This window comes from Methylobacterium crusticola, from assembly GCF_003574465.1.
Taxonomy (GTDB): domain Bacteria; phylum Pseudomonadota; class Alphaproteobacteria; order Rhizobiales; family Beijerinckiaceae; genus Methylobacterium; species Methylobacterium crusticola.
This window is the reverse complement of the sequence record NZ_QOWC01000015.1, coordinates 14,808-32,433: the sequence shown is the minus strand read 5'-3', so window position 1 is coordinate 32,433 and position 17,626 is coordinate 14,808. Positions and strand designations below refer to the sequence as shown.

The 17,626-nt window shown below is 73.2% G+C and carries 16 protein-coding genes; 6 read left to right on the top strand and 10 right to left on the bottom strand.

Translation table 11 applies throughout. The features are described 5' to 3' along the window. Nucleotides 1–169: 169 nt before the first annotated feature. Nucleotides 170–1,102: a polysaccharide deacetylase family protein gene (locus tag DT057_RS11210; RefSeq protein WP_238313373.1), complete on the bottom strand. Its 933-nt coding sequence runs from the start codon at nt 1,100–1,102 to the stop codon at nt 170–172. Between the two features lie 79 nt (nt 1,103–1,181). After that, nucleotides 1,182–2,813, bottom strand: a complete 1,632-nt coding sequence (locus tag DT057_RS11205) for a glycosyltransferase (RefSeq protein ID WP_128562184.1) — start codon at nt 2,811–2,813, stop codon at nt 1,182–1,184. On the opposite strand from DT057_RS11205, the gene DT057_RS11200 reads away from it, so the two are divergent. Further along, nucleotides 2,812–4,593, top strand: coding sequence for an ABC transporter ATP-binding protein (locus tag DT057_RS11200; RefSeq protein WP_238313371.1), 1,782 nt, complete (start codon nt 2,812–2,814; stop codon nt 4,591–4,593). The two genes, DT057_RS11205 and DT057_RS11200, sit on opposite strands and share 2 nt — an antisense overlap. Nucleotides 4,594–4,616: 23 nt before the next feature. Here DT057_RS11200 and DT057_RS11195 read toward each other — a convergent pair whose 3' ends face one another. Next, entirely contained in the window at nt 4,617–5,612 is a 996-nt protein-coding gene (locus DT057_RS11195; protein WP_128562183.1) for an NAD-dependent epimerase/dehydratase family protein, read from the bottom strand. A 352-nt stretch (nt 5,613–5,964) separates the two neighbouring features. Here DT057_RS11195 and recQ point away from each other — a divergent pair, with 352 nt between their 5' ends. Further along, nucleotides 5,965–7,815 (top strand): DNA helicase RecQ, encoded by a 1,851-nt coding sequence (gene recQ / locus DT057_RS11190; RefSeq protein ID WP_128562182.1) that lies wholly within the window; start codon nt 5,965–5,967, stop codon nt 7,813–7,815. Nucleotides 7,816–7,828: 13 nt separating this feature from the next. Here the strand turns inward: recQ and DT057_RS11185 are convergent, their stop codons facing one another. From DT057_RS11185 to DT057_RS11165, 4 genes are all read right to left on the bottom strand, one after another. Next, entirely contained in the window at nt 7,829–8,137 is a 309-nt protein-coding gene (locus tag DT057_RS11185) for a hypothetical protein (protein ID WP_128562181.1), read from the bottom strand. Between the two features lie 12 nt (nt 8,138–8,149). Continuing rightward, nucleotides 8,150–8,926: an RlmE family RNA methyltransferase gene (locus DT057_RS11180; protein WP_128562180.1), complete on the bottom strand. Its 777-nt coding sequence runs from the start codon at nt 8,924–8,926 to the stop codon at nt 8,150–8,152. A gap of 104 nt (nt 8,927–9,030) precedes the next feature. Further along, a complete protein-coding gene (locus tag DT057_RS11175; protein WP_128562179.1) occupies nt 9,031–10,149 on the bottom strand; it encodes a Ppx/GppA phosphatase family protein in 1,119 nt (372 codons plus the stop codon). A gap of 263 nt (nt 10,150–10,412) precedes the next feature. Next, nucleotides 10,413–10,892, bottom strand: coding sequence for a response regulator (locus tag DT057_RS11165; protein WP_128562177.1), 480 nt, complete (start codon nt 10,890–10,892; stop codon nt 10,413–10,415). A 160-nt stretch (nt 10,893–11,052) separates the two neighbouring features. Here DT057_RS11165 and DT057_RS11160 point away from each other — a divergent pair, with 160 nt between their 5' ends. Next, nucleotides 11,053–11,769, top strand: a complete 717-nt coding sequence (locus tag DT057_RS11160; RefSeq protein WP_128562176.1) for an alanyl-tRNA editing protein — start codon at nt 11,053–11,055, stop codon at nt 11,767–11,769. Between the two features lie 658 nt (nt 11,770–12,427). On the opposite strand, the gene DT057_RS11155 is transcribed toward DT057_RS11160, so the two are convergent. Next, complete coding sequence (locus tag DT057_RS11155; protein WP_162501380.1) at nt 12,428–12,895, bottom strand: YqhG/Tai3 family protein; 468 nt, start codon at nt 12,893–12,895, stop codon at nt 12,428–12,430. Nucleotides 12,896–13,257: 362 nt separating this feature from the next. Beyond that, nucleotides 13,258–13,740 carry a DUF4188 domain-containing protein gene (locus tag DT057_RS11150; protein ID WP_128562174.1) on the bottom strand — a complete coding sequence of 161 codons (483 nt, stop codon included), beginning with the start codon at nt 13,738–13,740 and terminating at the stop codon, nt 13,258–13,260. An 84-nt stretch (nt 13,741–13,824) separates the two neighbouring features. Between DT057_RS11150 and DT057_RS11145 the strand changes: the two genes are divergently transcribed. Then, a complete protein-coding gene (locus tag DT057_RS11145) occupies nt 13,825–14,445 on the top strand; it encodes a TetR/AcrR family transcriptional regulator (protein ID WP_128562173.1) in 621 nt (206 codons plus the stop codon). 176 nt (nt 14,446–14,621) lie between these two features. On the opposite strand, the gene DT057_RS11140 is transcribed toward DT057_RS11145, so the two are convergent. Continuing rightward, on the bottom strand, nt 14,622–15,461 hold the full coding sequence (locus DT057_RS11140; RefSeq protein WP_128562172.1) for a chorismate mutase: 840 nt from the start codon (nt 15,459–15,461) through the stop codon (nt 14,622–14,624). Between the two features lie 263 nt (nt 15,462–15,724). On the opposite strand from DT057_RS11140, the gene metX reads away from it, so the two are divergent. Beyond that, nucleotides 15,725–16,897, top strand: coding sequence for a homoserine O-acetyltransferase MetX (metX, locus tag DT057_RS11135; RefSeq protein ID WP_128562171.1), 1,173 nt, complete (start codon nt 15,725–15,727; stop codon nt 16,895–16,897). Nucleotides 16,898–16,947: 50 nt separating this feature from the next. Next, nucleotides 16,948–17,574 carry a methionine biosynthesis protein MetW gene (gene metW / locus DT057_RS11130; protein ID WP_238313436.1) on the top strand — a complete coding sequence of 209 codons (627 nt, stop codon included), beginning with the start codon at nt 16,948–16,950 and terminating at the stop codon, nt 17,572–17,574. Nucleotides 17,575–17,626: the final 52 nt, after the last annotated feature.

Below are 17,626 nucleotides of genomic sequence, written 5' to 3'. Positions count from 1 at the left end.
CGCAGGATAGACAGGAGACCGGGCATCGGTTTTCACAGCTCTGTTCCGTTCGGCACGCCGAGGGCAGATAACACCAAGCCGGAGCGATTGTCCAAGCTTCGGCACTCTGTTGCCCGGCCGCGACGGGACGCGGGGGGGATCACGCTCCCTCCCGCGCCGCGCGAGCCCCTCAGCCGGCGGCGAGGGCGCGCGCCAGCGCGCCGCCGTCGCCGTCGGGCGCCGCGATCCGCGGCAGGGCGTAGCGCTCGAACCGCCGGCCGCTCACCGCCGTGCCGACGGTCGAGCAGGCCCACGCGAAGCCGGATTCGGCGACCGCGCGCCGGGCGCTCTCGTCCATCGCGCCGTACGGGTAGGCGAAGCCCTCGACCGGCCGCCCGGCCAGCGCCTCCGCGGCAAGCTTGCCGTCCGCGATCTCCCGGCGCTGCGCGGCGGGAGCGAGCGTCGGCAAGGCCGGGTGGCTGACCGTGTGGCCGCCGATCGCGAAGGTGCCGCGCCGCGCCATCCCGCGCACCTCCTCGGCCGTCATCGCCCGCTCGTCGGCCCGCGCGGGGCCGGCCCCGCCGAGGGCCGTGCGCAGCACCGTCATGGCTCGCTCGCGCTCGGAGGGCGGCGCGTCGCGGATCAGCCGCCAGAGCGCCTGGTAGCCGGCCTCGCGCCGCGTGCGCGCCGCCTCCCACGCGCGCCAGCCGCGCCGGTCGCGATCGGGCGGCTCGGGCTCTGCGAAGCGCAGGCGACAGGGCTCCGCCGCGACCGTCAGGTCGAGGTCGGCTCCGTCCGTCCGGTCCAGGATCAGGTGGGCGAGCTCGTCCCACCAGAACGGCTCCGGCCTGCCGACGGCCGAGGTCGTGAGGAACAGGGTCGCCGGGATGCCGGCCGCGGCGAGCCGCGGCTCGGCGGCGCGCAGGTTGTCGACGTAGCCGTCGTCGAAGCTGAGCGCCACCGCGTCGCGCGGCAGCGTGCCGGCGGCGAGCCGGGCCACGAAGGTCGCGAGGTCCAGCGGCGTGCGCGTGCGCCGGATCTCCTCGAGCTGGGCCTCGAAATGCGCCGGCGTGACGGCGAGCTGCCAGGGATCGTAGGGGAGGTCGGCGACGCGGTGATACATGAGGATCACCGGCCGCGGGCCCGCCCGCCCCGGCCAGAACCGGCGCAGACGTCGCTTGAGTGAGCCGAGCCGCCCCATCTCAGCGCTCCCGCCGCGCCCGCGCGGAGACGATCATCGGGTAGGCTTCGTCCACGATGTCGAGCTTGCGCGGGTCGACCTCGGAGAGGGCGAGTCCCTGGAGGAAGGCCGTCGCCGCGTAGACGTTGCCGTGATGCTCGACGAGGGCCGCGCCGGGGCCGAACGCGTCCCCGAGCAGGCGCGCGAGCGCGGCGGGCGTCAGCGACCAGAACCACGTCGTGCTCCACTCGCCGCGGTCGACCGGGCTGATCCCCGGCACCGTCAGCAGCAGCACGCCGCCGGGCTTCAGCGCGTCGTGGAGCTGCCGCAAGGCTCTCCCCATGTCGAAGATGAGGTGGAGCGTCTGGGTCAGGACGATGCAGTCGAAGGCGTCGCGCGGCAGCGTCCCCGCGAGGCTGAGGTCGCCGATGATCGTCGCGCCGGGATGGCCCGCCTGGACGTGCAGGATGTCCTGCCGCTCGATGCGGCTGCCGCCGAACCGGCGCGAGTAGGCGTCGTCGCCGATCTCGAGCACCCGACCCCGGATGTCGGCGGCGGCCCCCTCGAGGAAGCGCTCGATGTAGTGCCGGTCCACCGGCAGCCCCCGGTCCCAGCCGAAATCCGGGCTCACCGGCCAGGGCGTGCCGAAATCGCCGAAATCGATCCGGCCGATCGGGGGGGCGCCTCGGCCGACGAGCCGGCGCCGCAGGCGGAAGCCCGCGCGGCCGGAGACCGCGCCGCCGAGGCGGATGGCCGCCCGGCGGGCGACCTCGCCCGCGGTCCAGGCGGGCCCGAGGCGGGCGGCGGCGGTGAGGCCCCGCAGCGAGAGCCCGCCCGAGCGCAGCGCCCGCTCCGCGTAGTAGCCGCGCCAGAAGCGGCGCCCCTCGGCCCAGGCCCGCCTCCAGGCCGGGTCCGCCTCCGGCCCCGGCCGGTAGCGGGCGTGGACCGCGAGGGCGGCGTCCCGCATCGCACCGAAATCGTACGACATGTTGCTCTCGTGCCACCGGTAGTCGGCCACGACCGCGGGATGCGAGGCGATGCCGTGCCGGTGGGCGAGGCGCAGGTAGACGTCGTAATCCTCGCATCGCCTCAGCGCGGGATCGAAGCCGCCCGCGGCGGCGAGGATCTCGCGGCGGTAGAGCACCGTCGCGTGCATCCCGATGACGTTGTGGTGCAGCAACGCCGCGACGGGATCGCCGCCCGCCGCCCGGTAGACGGCCTCCCCGATCCGCCCGCCGTCCCGGTCGATCATCTGGTGGGCGCCGTACACGAGGGCGGCGTCCGGCGCGCGGGCGGACGCGGCGAGGCCCTGGGCGACGGCGGACGCCCGCAGCCTGTCGTCCGCATCCAGGAACAGGACGTGGGTCGTCGCCGCGGCCGCGAGCCCGGTGTTGCGCGCGGCCGACAGTCCCTGGTTCGGCTGGCGGATCAGGCGCACGCCCGGCCACCGGGCGACGACGGCCGTCGGGTCGTCGCTCGAGCCGTCATCGACGACGACCACGTCCTCCGGCGCCCGCGTCTGGGCGGCGACGCTCGCCAGTGCTTCGTTCAGGAAGTGGGCGTGGTTATAGGTGGTGACGACGACCGTGACGGACGCCGCGTCCGTCGGCCGGATCGGCGTGTCCCTGGACGGAGTGGCGACTGGCGCACCCATGAGATCATTGCTCCCCTTCAACCTGCATGGCCCGCTCGCCGGCATCGCGCGTCGCTACGCCTGGACCGTGCCGATCGTCGCCGTGCTGGGCCTGGCCGGCTCCGCGCTGGAGGGGATCGGGATAGGGCTCCTGATCCCGCTCCTCGTGACACTCATGGCGGGCGACGACATGACCCTGGGCGGGCCGCTCAAGGTGCTGGCGACCTTCGCCAACCGCTTCTCGCCCGAAACCCGCCTGGTGACGCTCACGGCTACCATCTTCTCCCTGATCGTTCTCAAGAACGTCGTCGTCTACGTCACAAACCTGTTCGCGGCCGCCGTGGACGGGCATGCCAGCCACCGGATCCGGTCGGCCCTCTCGGCGCAGCTGCTGTCGGTCGCCTACCCGTTCCTCCTGGCCGAGGACTCGGCCCGGCTGCTGAACGTGATCACCACCGAGTCGTGGCGCGCGTCCGAGGCGATCCGGGCCCTGTTCTCGGCCGTCGCGGCGGTCGGCTCGCTCGCGATCTTCGCCACGCTGCTCCTGATCGTGGACTGGCGGCTGTCGCTCGTCGTCGCCGGCGGCATGATCCTCATCCGCCTGGTGCGCTGGCGGATGTTCACCGCGCTCCACGCGCTCAGCCGGCAGATGTCGGACCTCAACCAGGTGCTGCACGAGCGCATGCTGCTGTCCGTCCTGGCGGGGCGCCTGATCCGCGTCTTCGGTCAGGAGCAGCGCGAGCAGGCGCGGTTCGACGAGGCCTCCGAGGCCGTGCGCCGGATCATCCTCCAGATCGACACCCGCTCGGCGCGCGCCGGGCCGGTGAACGAGGTGCTCCAGGCCGGGCTGTTCGCGGTGCTGCTCCTCGGCGCGGGCCTGTACGCGAGCGGCGTCTCGGTCCCGGTCCTCGTCACCTTCCTGGTCCTGCTGCAACGGATGCAACCCCATATCGCCATGCTGGAGGGAGCCCGCGTCAAGCTGGCCGCGTCGGCGGGGCCGGTCGGGGAGGTCGAGTGGCTCCTCGACGCGGGCCGCACGGCGCCGGCGACGCGGGGCACCCGGCCCTTCACGCGGCTCGAGCAGGCGATCCGCTTCGAGAACGTGGAACTGCGCTACGAGTCCCGCGCGCCTGCGCGCCCCACCCTCGCGCAGGCGAGCTTCACCATCCCGGCCGGCCAGACGACGGCGATCCTCGGCGCCTCCGGGTCCGGCAAGTCAACGATCGTCAACCTGATCTGCCGGCTGCTCGATCCGACGAGCGGGGCCATCCTGGTCGACGGGCACCCCCTCGCGTCGATCGATCTGGCCTCGTGGCGGGGCCGGATCGGCCTCGCCGGCCAGGACATCGACCTGATCGAGGGCACGGTCGCCGAGAACATCGCGTACGGCGCGCCCGATCTCAGCGCGGCGGAGATCGCCGAGGTCGCCAGGATCGCCGACGCCCACGACTTCATCCGGCTGCTGCCGCACGGCTACGACACGAAGGTCAGCGGCCGGGGCCTGAACCTCTCGGGTGGCCAGCGCCAGCGGATCGGGCTCGCCCGCGCGCTCGCCCGCAAGCCCGAGCTGCTCATCCTCGACGAGGCGACGAACGCGGTCGACGGCCTGTCGGAGACGGGCATCATGACGCTCATCCGCACGACCGGCCGGCGCATGACGATCATCGTCGTGAGCCACCGCGCGAGCACGCTCGCGGCCTGCGAGGCGGGCGTCGTGATCGAGGACGGCGTCGTCGTGGAGAGCGGTCCCCTGGCCACGCTCGCCGCCTACCGGCAGATGACCGGGAGACTGGCGATCTGAGGCGGGCCGCCGCGACCGGGCCATCACGCGCTGCCCAGCACCGGGGCCGGCGGCAGGTAGCCGTCCGCATCCGCGATGAAGGAGTGCTCGTTGGCGCGGAACCAGGCGATCGCGCGATCGACCCCGACCTCGTAGGGCACGGCGCAGGACCAACCCGGAAGCGTGCGGTAGGCGAGCGTCAGGTCGGGCCGGCGGTTCGTCGGATCCTGCGGCGCCGGCGGCAGGTGCACGATCGCGCTGTCGGGAAAGCTGCGCTGGACGTAGCGCGCGACGTCGATGACCGAGATCTCGCGGTCGTTGCCCATGTTGAGCGGCCCGGGATACTCGCTCGGCTGCAACCAGAAGAAGCGCGCGAGCCCGTCGACTATGTCGTCGACGTAGCCCCAGCTCCGCGTCTGCAACCCGTCGCCGTAGATGGTGATCGGCTGCTTCCTGAGGCCCTGGGTGATGAAGTTGGAGACGGCCCGCCCGTCGTCCGGGCGGGTGCGCGGGCCGAAGACGTTGAAGAGGCGAACGACCTTGATGCGCACGCGGTTCACGCGCCGCGCCTCGAACAGCATGGCCTCGACGCAGCGCTTGCTCTCGTCGTACGAGGAGCGCGGCCCGGTGCAGTCCACGGAGCCGCGGTAGGATTCGGGCTGGGGCGTCACGTGGGGATCGCCGTAGACCTCGGACGTCGAGGTGAACCCGAACAGGCCCCCGGGGCGCAGCGCGTCGAGCAGCCGCAGCGCACCGAGGACGTTGGCCCGGATGGTCCGGATCGGCTCCGCCATGTACCAGGGCGGCGATGCCGGGGAGGCGAGGTGGTAGATCTCGTCGAACTGGCCGAGGTCGGCGAGCCGCTCGACGTCCGACTCGATGATCCGCACGCGCGGGTCGGCGATGTGGTGCAGATTGGCGCGGCGCCCCGTCCAGAAATTGTCGACGACGGTCAGATCATCCAGGTCGGTCCGCCGCAGCAGGCGGTCGACGAGATGCGAACCGATGAAGCCGGCACCCCCGGCCACTAACACCCGCATGAAACTTCCCCGCGTATTGCGACGGGCGAGGTGTAGGAGGAGTTTGAGTTACTATCAAGCTTACACAGTGCCGTATTTCCACTTAGGTCGAAGCACCTACTTTCGACCATGTGATGTCGCGACGCGCCGGCAACCCGCCGGCCCGGCCGCGCTCCGGGCGCCGGGGATGCGGGCTCGCACCGGGGCGCCTCCCCGCCGGCGCGGCGGGCCCGGGGGGCGAGCGGGTCGAACTGCCCCTGCGGGGACGGTTGAGCCCCATCGGGGCCTGCGTGTAGACACGACCGGTCCCCGTTCCCGCCCGCCGACTCGCGGGCCGCCGCACCCCTTCCCGCCAGAGCCGAAGCAGACCCCGATGACTGACCGCCTCGACGAGGCCCGCGCCGCGCTCCGGACGACCTTCGGCTACGACGATTTCCGCCCGGGCCAGGCCGAGGTCATCGGCGCGGTGCTCGACGGGCGCGACGTCTTCGCGGTGATGCCGACGGGCTCGGGCAAGTCCATGACCTACCAGCTCCCCGCCCTGGTGGAGCAGTCGCTCACCGTCGTGGTCTCGCCGCTGATCGCCCTGATGCACGACCAGGTGCAGCAGATGCAGGGCTTCGGCGTCGCGGCCGCCACGCTCAACTCCACGATCGGCGAGGCGAGTGCCCGGGAGACCTGGCGCGGCATCCGGTCCGGCAGCCTGCGCCTGCTGTTCGTCTCGCCCGAGCGGCTCCTGATGGAGGGGCTGATCGAGGCCCTGCGGGGCGCGGGCGTGCGGCGGCTCGCCGTCGACGAGGCGCACTGCGTCTCGCAATGGGGGCACGACTTCCGGCCCGAGTACCGCGACCTCGCCCGCGCCCGCGAGGCGCTCGGCGACGTGCAGACCCTGGCGCTCACCGCCACCGCCGACGCCGCCACCCGGGCCGACATCTCCGAGCGGCTGTTTCCCCGCGGGCGCCCGCCCGCGCTGTTCGTGCATTCCTTCGACCGGCCGAACATCCGCCTGACCTTCGCGCCGAAGGACCAGCCGACGCGCCAGCTCTCGCGCTTCCTGCGGACCCGCAAGGCCGAGAGCGGCATCGTCTACTGCTCGTCGCGCAAGCGCACCGAGCAGCTCGCCGAGATGCTGCAGGGCGACGGCTTCAACGCCCTGCCCTACCATGCCGGCCTCGACCAGGGCGTGCGGATGCGCAACCAGGACGTCTTCCTGCAGGAGGACGGCGTCGTGGTGGTCGCCACCGTGGCGTTCGGGATGGGCATCAACAAGCCCGACGTGCGCTTCGTCTGCCACGCCGACATGCCCTCCACCATCGAGAGCTACTACCAGGAGATCGGCCGCGCCGGCCGCGACGGTCTGCCGGCCGACACCCTGACGCTCTACGGCCTCGACGACATGGCGCTGCGCCGCCGCCAGATCGACGAGAAGGAGGTGCCCGACGACCGGCGCCGGGTCGAGCGCCGCAAGCTCGAGGCGATGATCGCGCTCTGCGAGGGCGCGAGCTGCCGGCGCCAGTCGCTGCTCGGCTATTTCGGCGAGGAGAGCGCCGCCTGCGGCCGCTGCGACCTCTGCCGGGGCGGCGTCTCGCTCGTCGACGGCACGGTGGCGGCCCAGAAGGTGCTGTCGGCGATCGTCCGCACCGGCCAGCGCTTCGGGGCCGCCTACATCTGCGACCTCGTCCACGGCAAGGAGAGCGACCAGATCCGCCGCAACGGCCACGGCCAGATCAAGACCTTCGGGGTCGGGGCGGACAAGCCCGTGGCGGCCTGGCGCTCGATCCTGCGCCAGCTCTTCGCCGCCGGCGCCGTGGCGGAGAACGCCGACGGCTACGGCGGCCTCGCCATGACGCCGAAGGGGGAGGCGATCCTGTTCGGCCGCGAGCCGGTGCAGCTGCGCCCCGATCCCGAGCCCCGCCCCCCGAAGGAGCGCCGCCGCGGCGCCGCGGCCGAGCGGGACGACACCCTCGGGCTGTCGGAGGGCGACGAGGCCCTGTTCCAGCACCTGCGGGGCCTGCGCGCGACGCTCGCCCGCCAGGAGGGCGTGGCCGCCTACATGATCTTCCCCGACCGCACCCTGATCGAGATGGCGCGGGCCAAGCCCGTGGACCTCTGGGCGCTCCGCTCCGTCCACGGCGTCGGCGAGCGCAAGCGCGACGCCTACGGGCAGCCCTTCGTGGAGGCGATCGCGGAGTTCGTGGCGGAGGCCGCCAAGCGGGCCGTCTGAGCGCCGCGGCCCCTCAGCCGGGCGGCGCCCCCGCGCCGGCGCCCGGCCTCCCCCGCCGCGCCCGGAAATCCCGCAGCGTCGCGGCGACCCGGGCCCGCACGCCGGCCTCCGAGAGCGGCCCGGTGATCACCAGGCTCGCGACGACCTCCGGGTATTGCCGGCGCCTGCGCGGGGTGCGGGCGTGGCCGGCGACCCGGACCTGCCCGCCGGTGCCGGGCCCGCGCAGGTAGACGCTGTCGCTGCGCGCGCCCCGGGCGACCTCGAGGAAGCCCTCCGCGACGAGGAGCGCGCGGGCGAGCGCGATCGCGGCGGCGGGCGGCACGGCGCCAGGCCCTCAGGGCTGCCAGGCGGGTCCGTCGCCCGGCGCGTCGCCCGGCGCGTCGCCCTCCTGCCCCGCGTCGCCGGCCCCGGCGGCGCCGCGGTAGCCGGTGGCCAGCACGTAGAGCTCGCTCGAATCCGCCCGGCTCGCCGCCGGCTTGACGTGGCGCACGGCCGCGAAGTCGCGCTTGAGGTCGGCGAGCAGCCCGCCCTCGGTGCCGCCCTGGAGCACCTTGGCGAGGTAGGCTCCGCCCGGGGCCAGGACCTCGCGCGCGAAGGCGGCGGCGGTCTCGGCGAGGCCCATGATGCGCAGGTGGTCGGTCTTGCGGTGGCCGGTGGCGTTGGCGGCCATGTCGGACATCACGATGTCGGCCGGCCCGCCCAGCATCTCGGTGAGGAGGCCCGGCGCGCTCGGGTCGAGGAAGTCGAGGGTGACGAAGTCGACGCCCGGCATGGGCTCGAGCTCCAGGAGGTCGATGCCGACGACCCGGCCCCGGGGCCCGCCGGCGCCGGGATGGCTGCCGACCCGGGCGGCCGCCACCTGCGACCAGCCGCCCGGGGCGGCGCCGAGGTCGATCACCCGCTGGCCGGGCCGCAGCAGCCGGAAGCGGTCGTCGATCTCGAGGAGCTTGTAGGCCGCGCGGGAGCGGTAGCCCTCGCGCCTGGCCTGGGCCACGTAGGGGTCGTTGAGCTGGCGCTCCAGCCAGCGCTTGGACGAGACGGTCCGCCCGCGCCCGGTCTTGACCCGCTGCTTCAGGTCGCCCCGCGCGCCGCCGCCGCGACGATCGCTCATGATGCCCAACACCCCGCGCAGAGAAGACCGGCAGATGACGCCGCCGGGCCCGGAACGCAAGCCCCGGGGGCGCCGGGACGCGGGCGCGGGCCGGCGGGCTCCGATCAGGCCGGCCGGCCGCCCCGGCGCCAGACCCCGTCCTCGCGCATCATGTTCATGAGCAGGCCCTCGCGCAGGCCGCGGTCGGCGATGCGCAGGCGCTCGGACGGGAAGGCGCGGCGGATCGCCTCCAGGATGGCGCAGCCGGCGAGCACGAGGTCGGCCCGGTCGCGGCCGATGCAGGGGTTCTGCGCCCGCTCGGCGAGGCGGGTGGCGAGGAGCCCGTCGATGGCCTGCGTCACCTCGCGGTCCTGCATCCACAGCCCGTCGATCCGGCGCCGGTCGTAGCGCGGCAGGCGCAGGTGCATGGCGGCGAGGGTCGTCACGGTGCCGGAGGTGCCGAGCAGGTGGAAGTGCGGCGCGCTCGCGGCCGCGCCCGCGGTCAGGGCGAACTTCGTCAGCCGCCCGGCCACCTCCTCCACCATGCCCTCGAAGATCGGGCGGGTGACGTCGGCGCCGCCGTAGCGCTCCGCCAGGGTGACGACGCCCACCGGCAGGGAATCCCAGGCGCGGATGCGCACGGTCGGATCGGCGCTGCGGGCGAGGGCCGCGCTGCCGTCGAGCCAGACGATCTCCGTGGAGCCGCCGCCGATGTCGAAGATCACCACCGACTCGGCGTGCCGGTCGGCGAGGGCCGCGCAGCCGGTGACGGCGAGGTAGGCCTCGGTGCGCCGGTCGACCACGTCGAGGGTGAGCCCGACCTCGCGGCGCACCCGCTCCACGAAGGCGGGGCCGTTGACGGCGAGCCGGCAGGCCTCGGTGGCGATGGTCTTGGCGCGCACGACGCCGCGGGACTTCATCTTGGCGAGGCAGACCGAGAGCGCCTCCACGGTGCGCTCGATGGCGTCCTCGCTCAGGCGGTCGGTGCTGCCCAGGCCCTCGCCCAGGCGCACGATGCGCGAGAAGGCGTCGATGACCCGGAAGCCGTAGGGCGCCGGCTCGGCGATGAGCAGCCGGCAATTGTTGGTGCCGAGGTCGAGGGCCGCGTAGGCGCGCCGCTCGGCCCGGCGCGGGCCGGCATACCCGGCCGCCGCGGGCTCGCGCGGCGGGGAGGTGGTGACGCGCGCTGGCTCGGCCCGTTCCGCGGCGCGCGCCGGCACGGAGGCAGCCGTCTCGTCCCTCATCGGCGCTGCCGACATCCCTCACGCCCGCCTCGCAGGGCCGCGGGCTTTCCCATGATGACGCGAGCTTACGTGGCTCCGGGCGGAACGCAAAGCAGCGATCGTGCCGCGCGGCCGGCTTGCCCGCCGCGACGCACCGGAATTCTCGCGCGGGCGCCGCGGCCCCGCCCCGTCCCGGCCCCGCCCCGTCCCGGCGCCCCCGCGGCCCGGCGCCGCCGCGTAGCCGCCCCGGTCCCGGCCGATGCCCGCGACGGCGCCCGGACGGCTCAGGCGACGCTCTTGATCGCCGCGGCCGCGGCGAGGCGGGGCTGGGGCCGCAGCAGGCTCTTGACCTGCGAGAAGGGCCGCGGGCGGTTGATCACCTCGTCGAGCCGGGACCACAGGGTCTTGGGCGAGAACGGCTTGGCGATGATCTCGTTGACCCCGAGGTTGATCGCCCGGTCGATCACGTTGCGCCGCGGCTGGGCCAGCATCAGGATGATCGGCACGGTCGGGGCCGGCGAGGTCGCGGGCGTGCGGGCGAGGCGGATGAACTCCTCGCCCGACAGAATGGCGAGGTCCCAGTCCAGCACCACGAGGTCGGGCTTGCTCTCGGCGAGCACGCCGAGGGCCTCGGCGCCGTCGGGAGCCTCGAGCACGCGCTTGATCCCGACCCGCATCAGCATGTCGCGCACGATGCGGCGGATGTAGAGGCTCTCGTCGACGACGAGGGCCGAGAGGTCCGGGAAGGTCGGGGTGGCGATCATCGGGGGCGGTCGGGCCTCGCGCTCCGGGGTAGCCTAGCCGGCCGCCGGCTGCGGCTTCGCTAACGCGATTGGTTAAGGTGTGGTGCATCCGGCCTCGACGCCGGCCCCCGTCTCGCGCACGCTCCGCGCCCTCTTGGGACCACCCGGGCGCAGGGACACGATGACGACCGAGCTGCTCTTTCGCGACGACGCCTACCTGCGCGAGGTCGGCGCGCGCGTCGTCGCGGCGGACGAAACCGGCCTCCGGCTCGACCGCACCCTGTTCTACGCCCGCGGCGGCGGCCAGCCCGGCGACCGCGGCACCCTGGTGCGGGAGGACGGCCGCACGCTGGCGATCCTCGACGCGAGCTACGGCCCCGACCGCGCGGTCCTGCACCGGACGGAGGCGGGCGCCGCCCTGCCCGCCCCCGGCGAGCCCGTCCGGCTCGTCCTCGACTGGCCCCTGCGCTACGCCCGGATGCGGGCCCACACCGCCCTGCACCTGCTCTCGGTCGCCCTGCCCTACCCGGTGACCGGCGGGGCGGTCGGCGACGGCGAGGGCCGGCTCGACTTCGACATCCCGGATGCGGGGCTCGACCGGGAGGCGGTGACCGCGCGGCTGCGGGCGATGATCGCGACGGACGCCGCCGTCACCGAGCGCTGGATCACCGACGCGGAGCTCCTGGCCGATCCGGGCCTCGTCAAGACGATGTCGGTGAAGCCGCCCATGGGCAGCGGGCGCGTGCGCCTCGTGGCGATCGCGGGGCTCGACCTCCAGCCCTGCGGCGGCACGCACGTGCGGCGCACCGGCGAGATCGGCGCCGCCCTCGTCACCGCCATCGAGAAGAAGGGCAGGCAGAACCGCCGGGTGCGGCTGTCGCTGCCGGAGGCGTCCTGACCCGGCGCCGGCCCGAGGGGCGCAGATCCCGGTCCCGGTCGTGTCGCAACGTCGGCGACGCAACCGGCGTCCCCATCGTCCGCCGTGGCTCCCGGGTCCGAACACAGCCCGCCCGGCCGTGCGACGGCCCGGGAGGGGTCGAGGGCGGAAGTCGGCCCCTGCCCGGAAGCGGGCGGTCCGAGGGGCGTCGCGAAGGCGACGTCGTCGCGCGGGCGCGTTGCCCGAATGGAGCAGCGAACCGGCGAGCCTTCCTAACGGTGCGAGGCACACCAGACATACTTCCTTCCCTTCGACATGAAACTTCGTTTGTTCAGGACATCGAGTGAGAATCTGTAAGTCCCAGTGCTGTAGCGGATCCGCGAGCCGCCGCCCTCACATTTCGCCGCCCCGAAAAACCTCGCGCCCGACACGCTGATAGTCCCCGTGATACAACTCCCCTCCTGGCCTTCGGCTTCGGGATAGAGGAAGCGGCGGCCTCTCTGCGGGCCTTCGCTGACCGTCTGGATGTCGAAGGACTCGAGGTAGTCCGACGATCCGTTGTTGCATTGTCCGCGCGTGTAATCTCCATCGTCAAGCGGCAGGCTCGCCGCGAGAGCCGATGTGGGAACCCATGCAAGAGCCAGAATGACGATCGCTGTTCGCATGATCCGCCCCGTTCTCAGCGGCCATAGGACGTCTTGAAATACGTCCGTATCGAGGGTTCGTCCCCGGAACTGATGTCGTCCACCTTCCACAAGCCAGCTTCCCGTTTCAGGAAGAACCGGACTACCGTCCTATGCGGCTTTCTGGACCCAGCTTCATCGAAGTAGACGACATTGGTATTGACCATCGCGACGTCGCCGGTCTCAGCCGCATGAGCCGACTTCATGATGACACGCGTGACGGTCTGCCGGCCGGTGATGATGTCGCCGTCGAGAACGGGCTCATCCTTGCTGTGGGACATGGCGTTCGCCCACGAGGCGTTGAACGCCTCGGTGAAATGCCGCCGCATGTCGTCGTCCGGCCTCTCGGGAAGCAGGGTTGCCAGCTTGGCGTCGCGGTCCCGCTCGATCAAGGCCCTCACCAGCGCCTCGGGCCCGGAAGACATCTGGCTGCCGGCAGCCGTCGGGACAGCAAAGAACGCCAAGGCTCCGAGATAACAGTACAGGCGCGATAGCATTACTGAATCTCATCGCCGAGACACAGTGCACGATGTGTCGTCTTCTCGCCCGAGTCAACCATTGGCGGGCGCAACCGATCTGAACTCGCGCCCTCCGGGGCCGTGTACGCCAGAGCGACCCAGCATCCCGGCTCAACGATCGGCGAGCCTCTCGTACTCGATAGAGGTTAGTCTGCTCCCGGGAACCTTTCGTCCTGCGGCCATGGCGCCGGAACGCCGTCGATGCCATTTCCGCGGGATGCGCCGTCGACATTCGACCGGGCGACCCGCGCGCAGACCTTGCGAACGTGCGCGGACGGGACGCCGGCGGACGGTCCGGCGTCCCGCCGTCAAGCTCTGCTCCGCGCCAGGCGCCCGGCCGCGCTGGCCCTCTCTCCCCGGGCGGGGAACACCTGGCCCGCGAGCCCCATGCCGTAGCGCGGCATGTTGACGAAGATGGATTCCATGCGTCCGGCCGGGACGACGTAGGTCTCGTGCCAGATGCCGACATCTCCGTTCGCGCCGATCCGCGCGTTGAACCGCTTCCAGGCGGCGGAGTGCAGGCCGCCCGCCGCGTGAGCGTAGGCGTGCAAGTCCTCGACGCTGCGCCAATGCTGAAGGACGCCGATGTTGCGCAGCCCGAAGGTCGGACGGCTCGACAGCAGCCCGATCGACGGATCGGCCTCCTGCTCCCGCAGCATCGGCGGCATCTCCATCAGCACCGGCAGCCAGCGCCAGACCTTCCAGAGCGTGTTGATGCGCATGCCGATCGCGAACACGACCACGTCGCCGGGCATCTCCGCACAGGTCCGCTCTCGCAGGATCGCGCTCATGGCCGGGACCCCTCCGGGATGTTGACGCCAGCAACATGCCGGGGGATCTGGACGGCGTCAACATCGCGGCCGTAGAGGTGGTGCGTGAGCACGTCGTCACCCGCGCGCGGCTACCATCACGGCGACCTGCGCGACGCCCTGCTGGCTGCCGCCGAGCGCCTGATGACAGAGCGGGCGGGCTGGACCTTCACCCTGCGCGAGGTCGCGCGGGCGGCGGGCGTCAGCCACAACGCGCCCTACAATCACTTCGCCGATCGGCGCGCTCTGCTGGCCGCGGTGGCGGCGCGGGGGTTCGGGGCGTTGACCGGCGCCCTGCGCGGGGCTCTGCGCGAGGTCGAGGCGAGCGACGTCGGCGCGGGGATCCGCGCGACGGGGTGCGCCTACGTCGCCTTCGCGGTGGCCCATCCGGCACGCTACCGGCTGATGTTCAGCGGCGAGTTGGTCGCCTGCGAGGACGCGGCCTTCAGGGCGGCGGGCGAGGAGGCCTTCGCGGTCCTGCGCGACCTGATCGCGCGCGGCGTCGCCGCGGGCCGGATCCGCGCCGATCGCGACGGCGCGCACGCCCTCGCGGCGTGGTCGCTCGTCCACGGGCTCGCGATGCTGCTGCTCGACGGCAAGGTGCCGGGCAAGGCCGGCGGGGCGGTCGAGGGCTCGATGATCGATGCCGTGGCGGCGACCCTGATCGAGGGTCTCGCCGTCCCGTGATCACGCACCGGCGCCGGTCTGGGACGGGTCGGACGCGGCCCCTCGCACGGCGACGCTGATGGAGCCTGGAGCAGCGCCCGGTCGCGCCGCGATCGGACGCTGCCCCGAGGCGTCGGTGTCGTTGCCGCATTGTCCGACGAGCCGGGAGCCACTTCGCGGGAAAATGCTCCGGGCCCTCAAGGTGCGGGGACCCGGAACCGCGCCGCGTGGCTGCCGATCTCGTCGAAGGCCGCCGGCGGGGCGCCGGCCTCCGCCAGGGCGGCGCGGGCGACCTCCGCCGTCACGGCGCCGGGCAGGGCCAGGAGCTGGCTCAGGCCGCCGCTGACGCCCGCGCTCGCGACGATTTCGGCCCCGAGGGCCTCCACGGCGTCGCCGGCCTCCTCGTGCCAGCGCTCGAAGCGGGCGGCGTACAGCACCCAGTCGCGCTGCGCCGCGCCCGGGTCGTCGAGGGGCCGGGCGACGCAGAAGACCGGGGTGCCGGCCGGGTGCCCGGGCCGCTCGATGAAGGGCAGCCGGGCGATCACCTTCGGGCGGCCCGGGCCCGCGAGGGAGCGCCACCACGCGCCCGCGGTCACGCCCTGGTCGAGCCGGAAGATGCCGAGGTCGCCCCGCGAGGCCGCGACCGCGGCGATCACCGCCGCGGCGCTCGGGTGGGGCCGGTAGGGCACCGTGAAGCCGAAGTGGAACCGGGCGGAGTCGCGCATCGGCGCGTCGCCGCCCGAGATGTCGGCGTGGACCGCGAACGGCGCCTGCACGTACGTGAAGGTCGCGATGATGACCCGCCAGATCCCCTCGACGGTGTCGAGGGGCAGCAGCCCGGCATGGCGCTCGGCAATGGCCCGCATCATCGAGGCCTCGCGCCCGGGCCGGAAGGCCGAGCCGGAGGCCGAGGTCTTCTTCACGGCGATGAGCCGGTCGATGATCCGGCCGCGCTCCATCAGGAGGTCGTGCATCGACGCGTCGATGCGGTCGATGTCGGCCCGGAGGGCGGCGAGGTCGGCGGGCGATTCGGGCATGCGCGGCGAGCTTCGGGTCGGGCGAGGACGGTTCGCACTCTTACGACCGGGGCGCGCCCGCGGCCAGCCGTGCGGGAGATTCGGCTTCCCTCGATTGACGCGCCAGCGGCGACGGCCTACCTCTGTCGTCCGGAGAAGCGGAATTTTTGGCCGCTTTATCGGTCGGTCCGGTTTGGAGAACGAGCCGCTGGCCGGACATCCCGCGTCATCCCGGACCGCCGCGCAGCGGAAGCAGGCGGCCCGCCCGAGCCCCCACGAGCAGCATGGCCACACCTCTCCTCAGAGCCGGGGTCGAGACCGCCGCGCAGGCGGTGGAGCCGACGAGCCCCGTCGCCCGCTTCGGCGCCGACGAGCCCCTGGCGATGGATGCCGGCGTGGCGCTGGCGCCCTGGCAGATCGCCTACCAGACCGTGGGGCGGCTCAGCCCGGACCGGCGCAACGCCGTGCTCGTCTGCCACGCGCTCACGGGCGACCAGCACGTCGCCAGCACCCATCCGGTCACCGGCAAGCCGGGCTGGTGGGAGAGCCTCGTGGGCCCGGGCAAGCCCATCGACACCGAGCGCTACTTCGTGATCTGCGCCAACGTGGTGGGCTCCTGCATGGGCACCACCGGCCCGGCCTCGATCAACCCGGAGACCGGCCGGCCCTACGGCCTCGACTTCCCCCTCGTCACCATCCGCGACATGGTGCGGGGGCAGGCGATGCTGCTCGACCGCCTCGGCATCCGGGACCTCTTCCTGTGCATCGGCGGCTCCATGGGCGGGATGCAGGTGCTGCAATGGGCGGCGAGCTACCCCGAGCGGGTCTTTTCCGCGATGCCCATCGCCACCGGGGCGCGCCACTCGGCCCAGAACATCGCCTTCCACGAGGTCGGCCGGCAGGCGATCCTGGCCGATCCGAACTGGCACGGCGGGCGCTACCTCGACGTCGGCACGCGGCCCGCCAAGGGGCTCGGGGTCGCCCGGATGGGCGCCCACATCACCTACCTGTCGGAGCCGGCCCTCCACCGCAAGTTCGGCCGCCGGCTCCAGGACCGCGACGCGCCGACCTTCTCGTTCGACGCCGACTTCCAGATCGAGAGCTACCTGCGCCACCAGGGCATCACCTTCGTGGAGCGCTTCGACGCCAACGCCTACCTCTACCTCACCCGGGCGATGGACTATTTCGACCTCGCGGCCGACCACGGCGGGGTGCTGGCCAACGCCTTCCGGGGCACCAAGACCCGGTTCTGCCTCATGTCGTTCACCTCCGACTGGCTGTTCCCGACCGCGGATTCCCGGGCGATCGTGCACGCGCTGAACGCCGCGGCGGCGCCCGTCGCCTTCGTGGAGGTGGAGAGCGACAAGGGCCACGACGCCTTCCTGCTCCACGAGCCGACGATGTTCGCGGCCGCCAAGGGCTTCATCGAGGCCGCCGCCCGGGAGCGGGGCCTGTGAGCGCCCCCGCCGCCGAGGCGGACGGCGACGGGGACCTCGCCCCGGCGGGCCTGCCGCACGAGCCGGGCCTCGGCCAGGCCCGGGTCGACCACCTCGTGGTGCTGGGGCTCGTCGAGCCCGGCGCCCGGGTCCTCGACATCGGCTGCGGCGACGGCTCGCTGCTCGCGCTCCTGCGCGACCGGCGCGGCGTGGACGGGCGCGGCATCGAGCTCTCGCGGGGCGGCGTCAACGCCTGCCTCACCCGGGGGCTCGCGGTGATCCAGGGCGACGCCGACACGGACCTCGCCGCCTACCCGGACCACGCCTTCGACTACGTGATCCTGTCGCAGACCATCCAGGCGACGCGCGAGCCGAAGGTGGTGCTCGAGCAGCTCCTGCGCATCGGCCGGCACGCCATCGTGTCGTTCCCGAACTTCGGCCACTGGCGCGTGCGCACCGAGCTGCTGCTGCGCGGCCGGATGCCGGTGACCGACATCCTGCCGGACGCCTGGTACGAGACGCCCAACATCCACCACTGCACCATCCGGGACTTCGTCGGCCTGTGCCGGCTGGTCGGCGCCCGCATCGAGCGCGCCTCGGCCCTCGACGCCGCGGGCAACCCGATGCGCTTCGCCCTGCCCTGGTGGGTGTGGAACCTCGCCGGCGCGCAGGGCGTGTTCCTGCTCAGGCGCGGGTGAGCGCGCCCGCGGTTGCAGCATCGCGTCTTTCGGCGCATGACACCCCTGCTCG

What these genes read in the sequence shown, in the direction of transcription:
- DT057_RS11150 (WP_128562174.1), bottom strand. Translation starts at nt 13,740, where the DNA reads ATGAGCGCGATCCTGCGAGAGCGGACCTGTGCGGAGATGCCCGGCGAC.
- DT057_RS11175 (WP_128562179.1), bottom strand. Translation starts at nt 10,149, where the DNA reads ATGAGGGACGAGACGGCTGCCTCCGTGCCGGCGCGCGCCGCGGAACGG.
- DT057_RS11140 (WP_128562172.1), bottom strand. Translation starts at nt 15,461, where the DNA reads ATGCCCGAATCGCCCGCCGACCTCGCCGCCCTCCGGGCCGACATCGAC.
- DT057_RS11195 (WP_128562183.1), bottom strand. Translation starts at nt 5,612, where the DNA reads ATGCGGGTGTTAGTGGCCGGGGGTGCCGGCTTCATCGGTTCGCATCTC.
- DT057_RS11205 (WP_128562184.1), bottom strand. Translation starts at nt 2,813, where the DNA reads ATGGGTGCGCCAGTCGCCACTCCGTCCAGGGACACGCCGATCCGGCCG.
- DT057_RS11200 (WP_238313371.1), top strand. Translation starts at nt 2,812, where the DNA reads ATGAGATCATTGCTCCCCTTCAACCTGCATGGCCCGCTCGCCGGCATC.
- DT057_RS11210 (WP_238313373.1), bottom strand. Translation starts at nt 1,102, where the DNA reads ATGTATCACCGCGTCGCCGACCTCCCCTACGATCCCTGGCAGCTCGCC.
- DT057_RS11160 (WP_128562176.1), top strand. Translation starts at nt 11,053, where the DNA reads ATGACGACCGAGCTGCTCTTTCGCGACGACGCCTACCTGCGCGAGGTC.
- recQ (WP_128562182.1), top strand. Translation starts at nt 5,965, where the DNA reads ATGACTGACCGCCTCGACGAGGCCCGCGCCGCGCTCCGGACGACCTTC.
- DT057_RS11180 (WP_128562180.1), bottom strand. Translation starts at nt 8,926, where the DNA reads ATGAGCGATCGTCGCGGCGGCGGCGCGCGGGGCGACCTGAAGCAGCGG.
- metX (WP_128562171.1), top strand. Translation starts at nt 15,725, where the DNA reads ATGGCCACACCTCTCCTCAGAGCCGGGGTCGAGACCGCCGCGCAGGCG.
- DT057_RS11165 (WP_128562177.1), bottom strand. Translation starts at nt 10,892, where the DNA reads ATGATCGCCACCCCGACCTTCCCGGACCTCTCGGCCCTCGTCGTCGAC.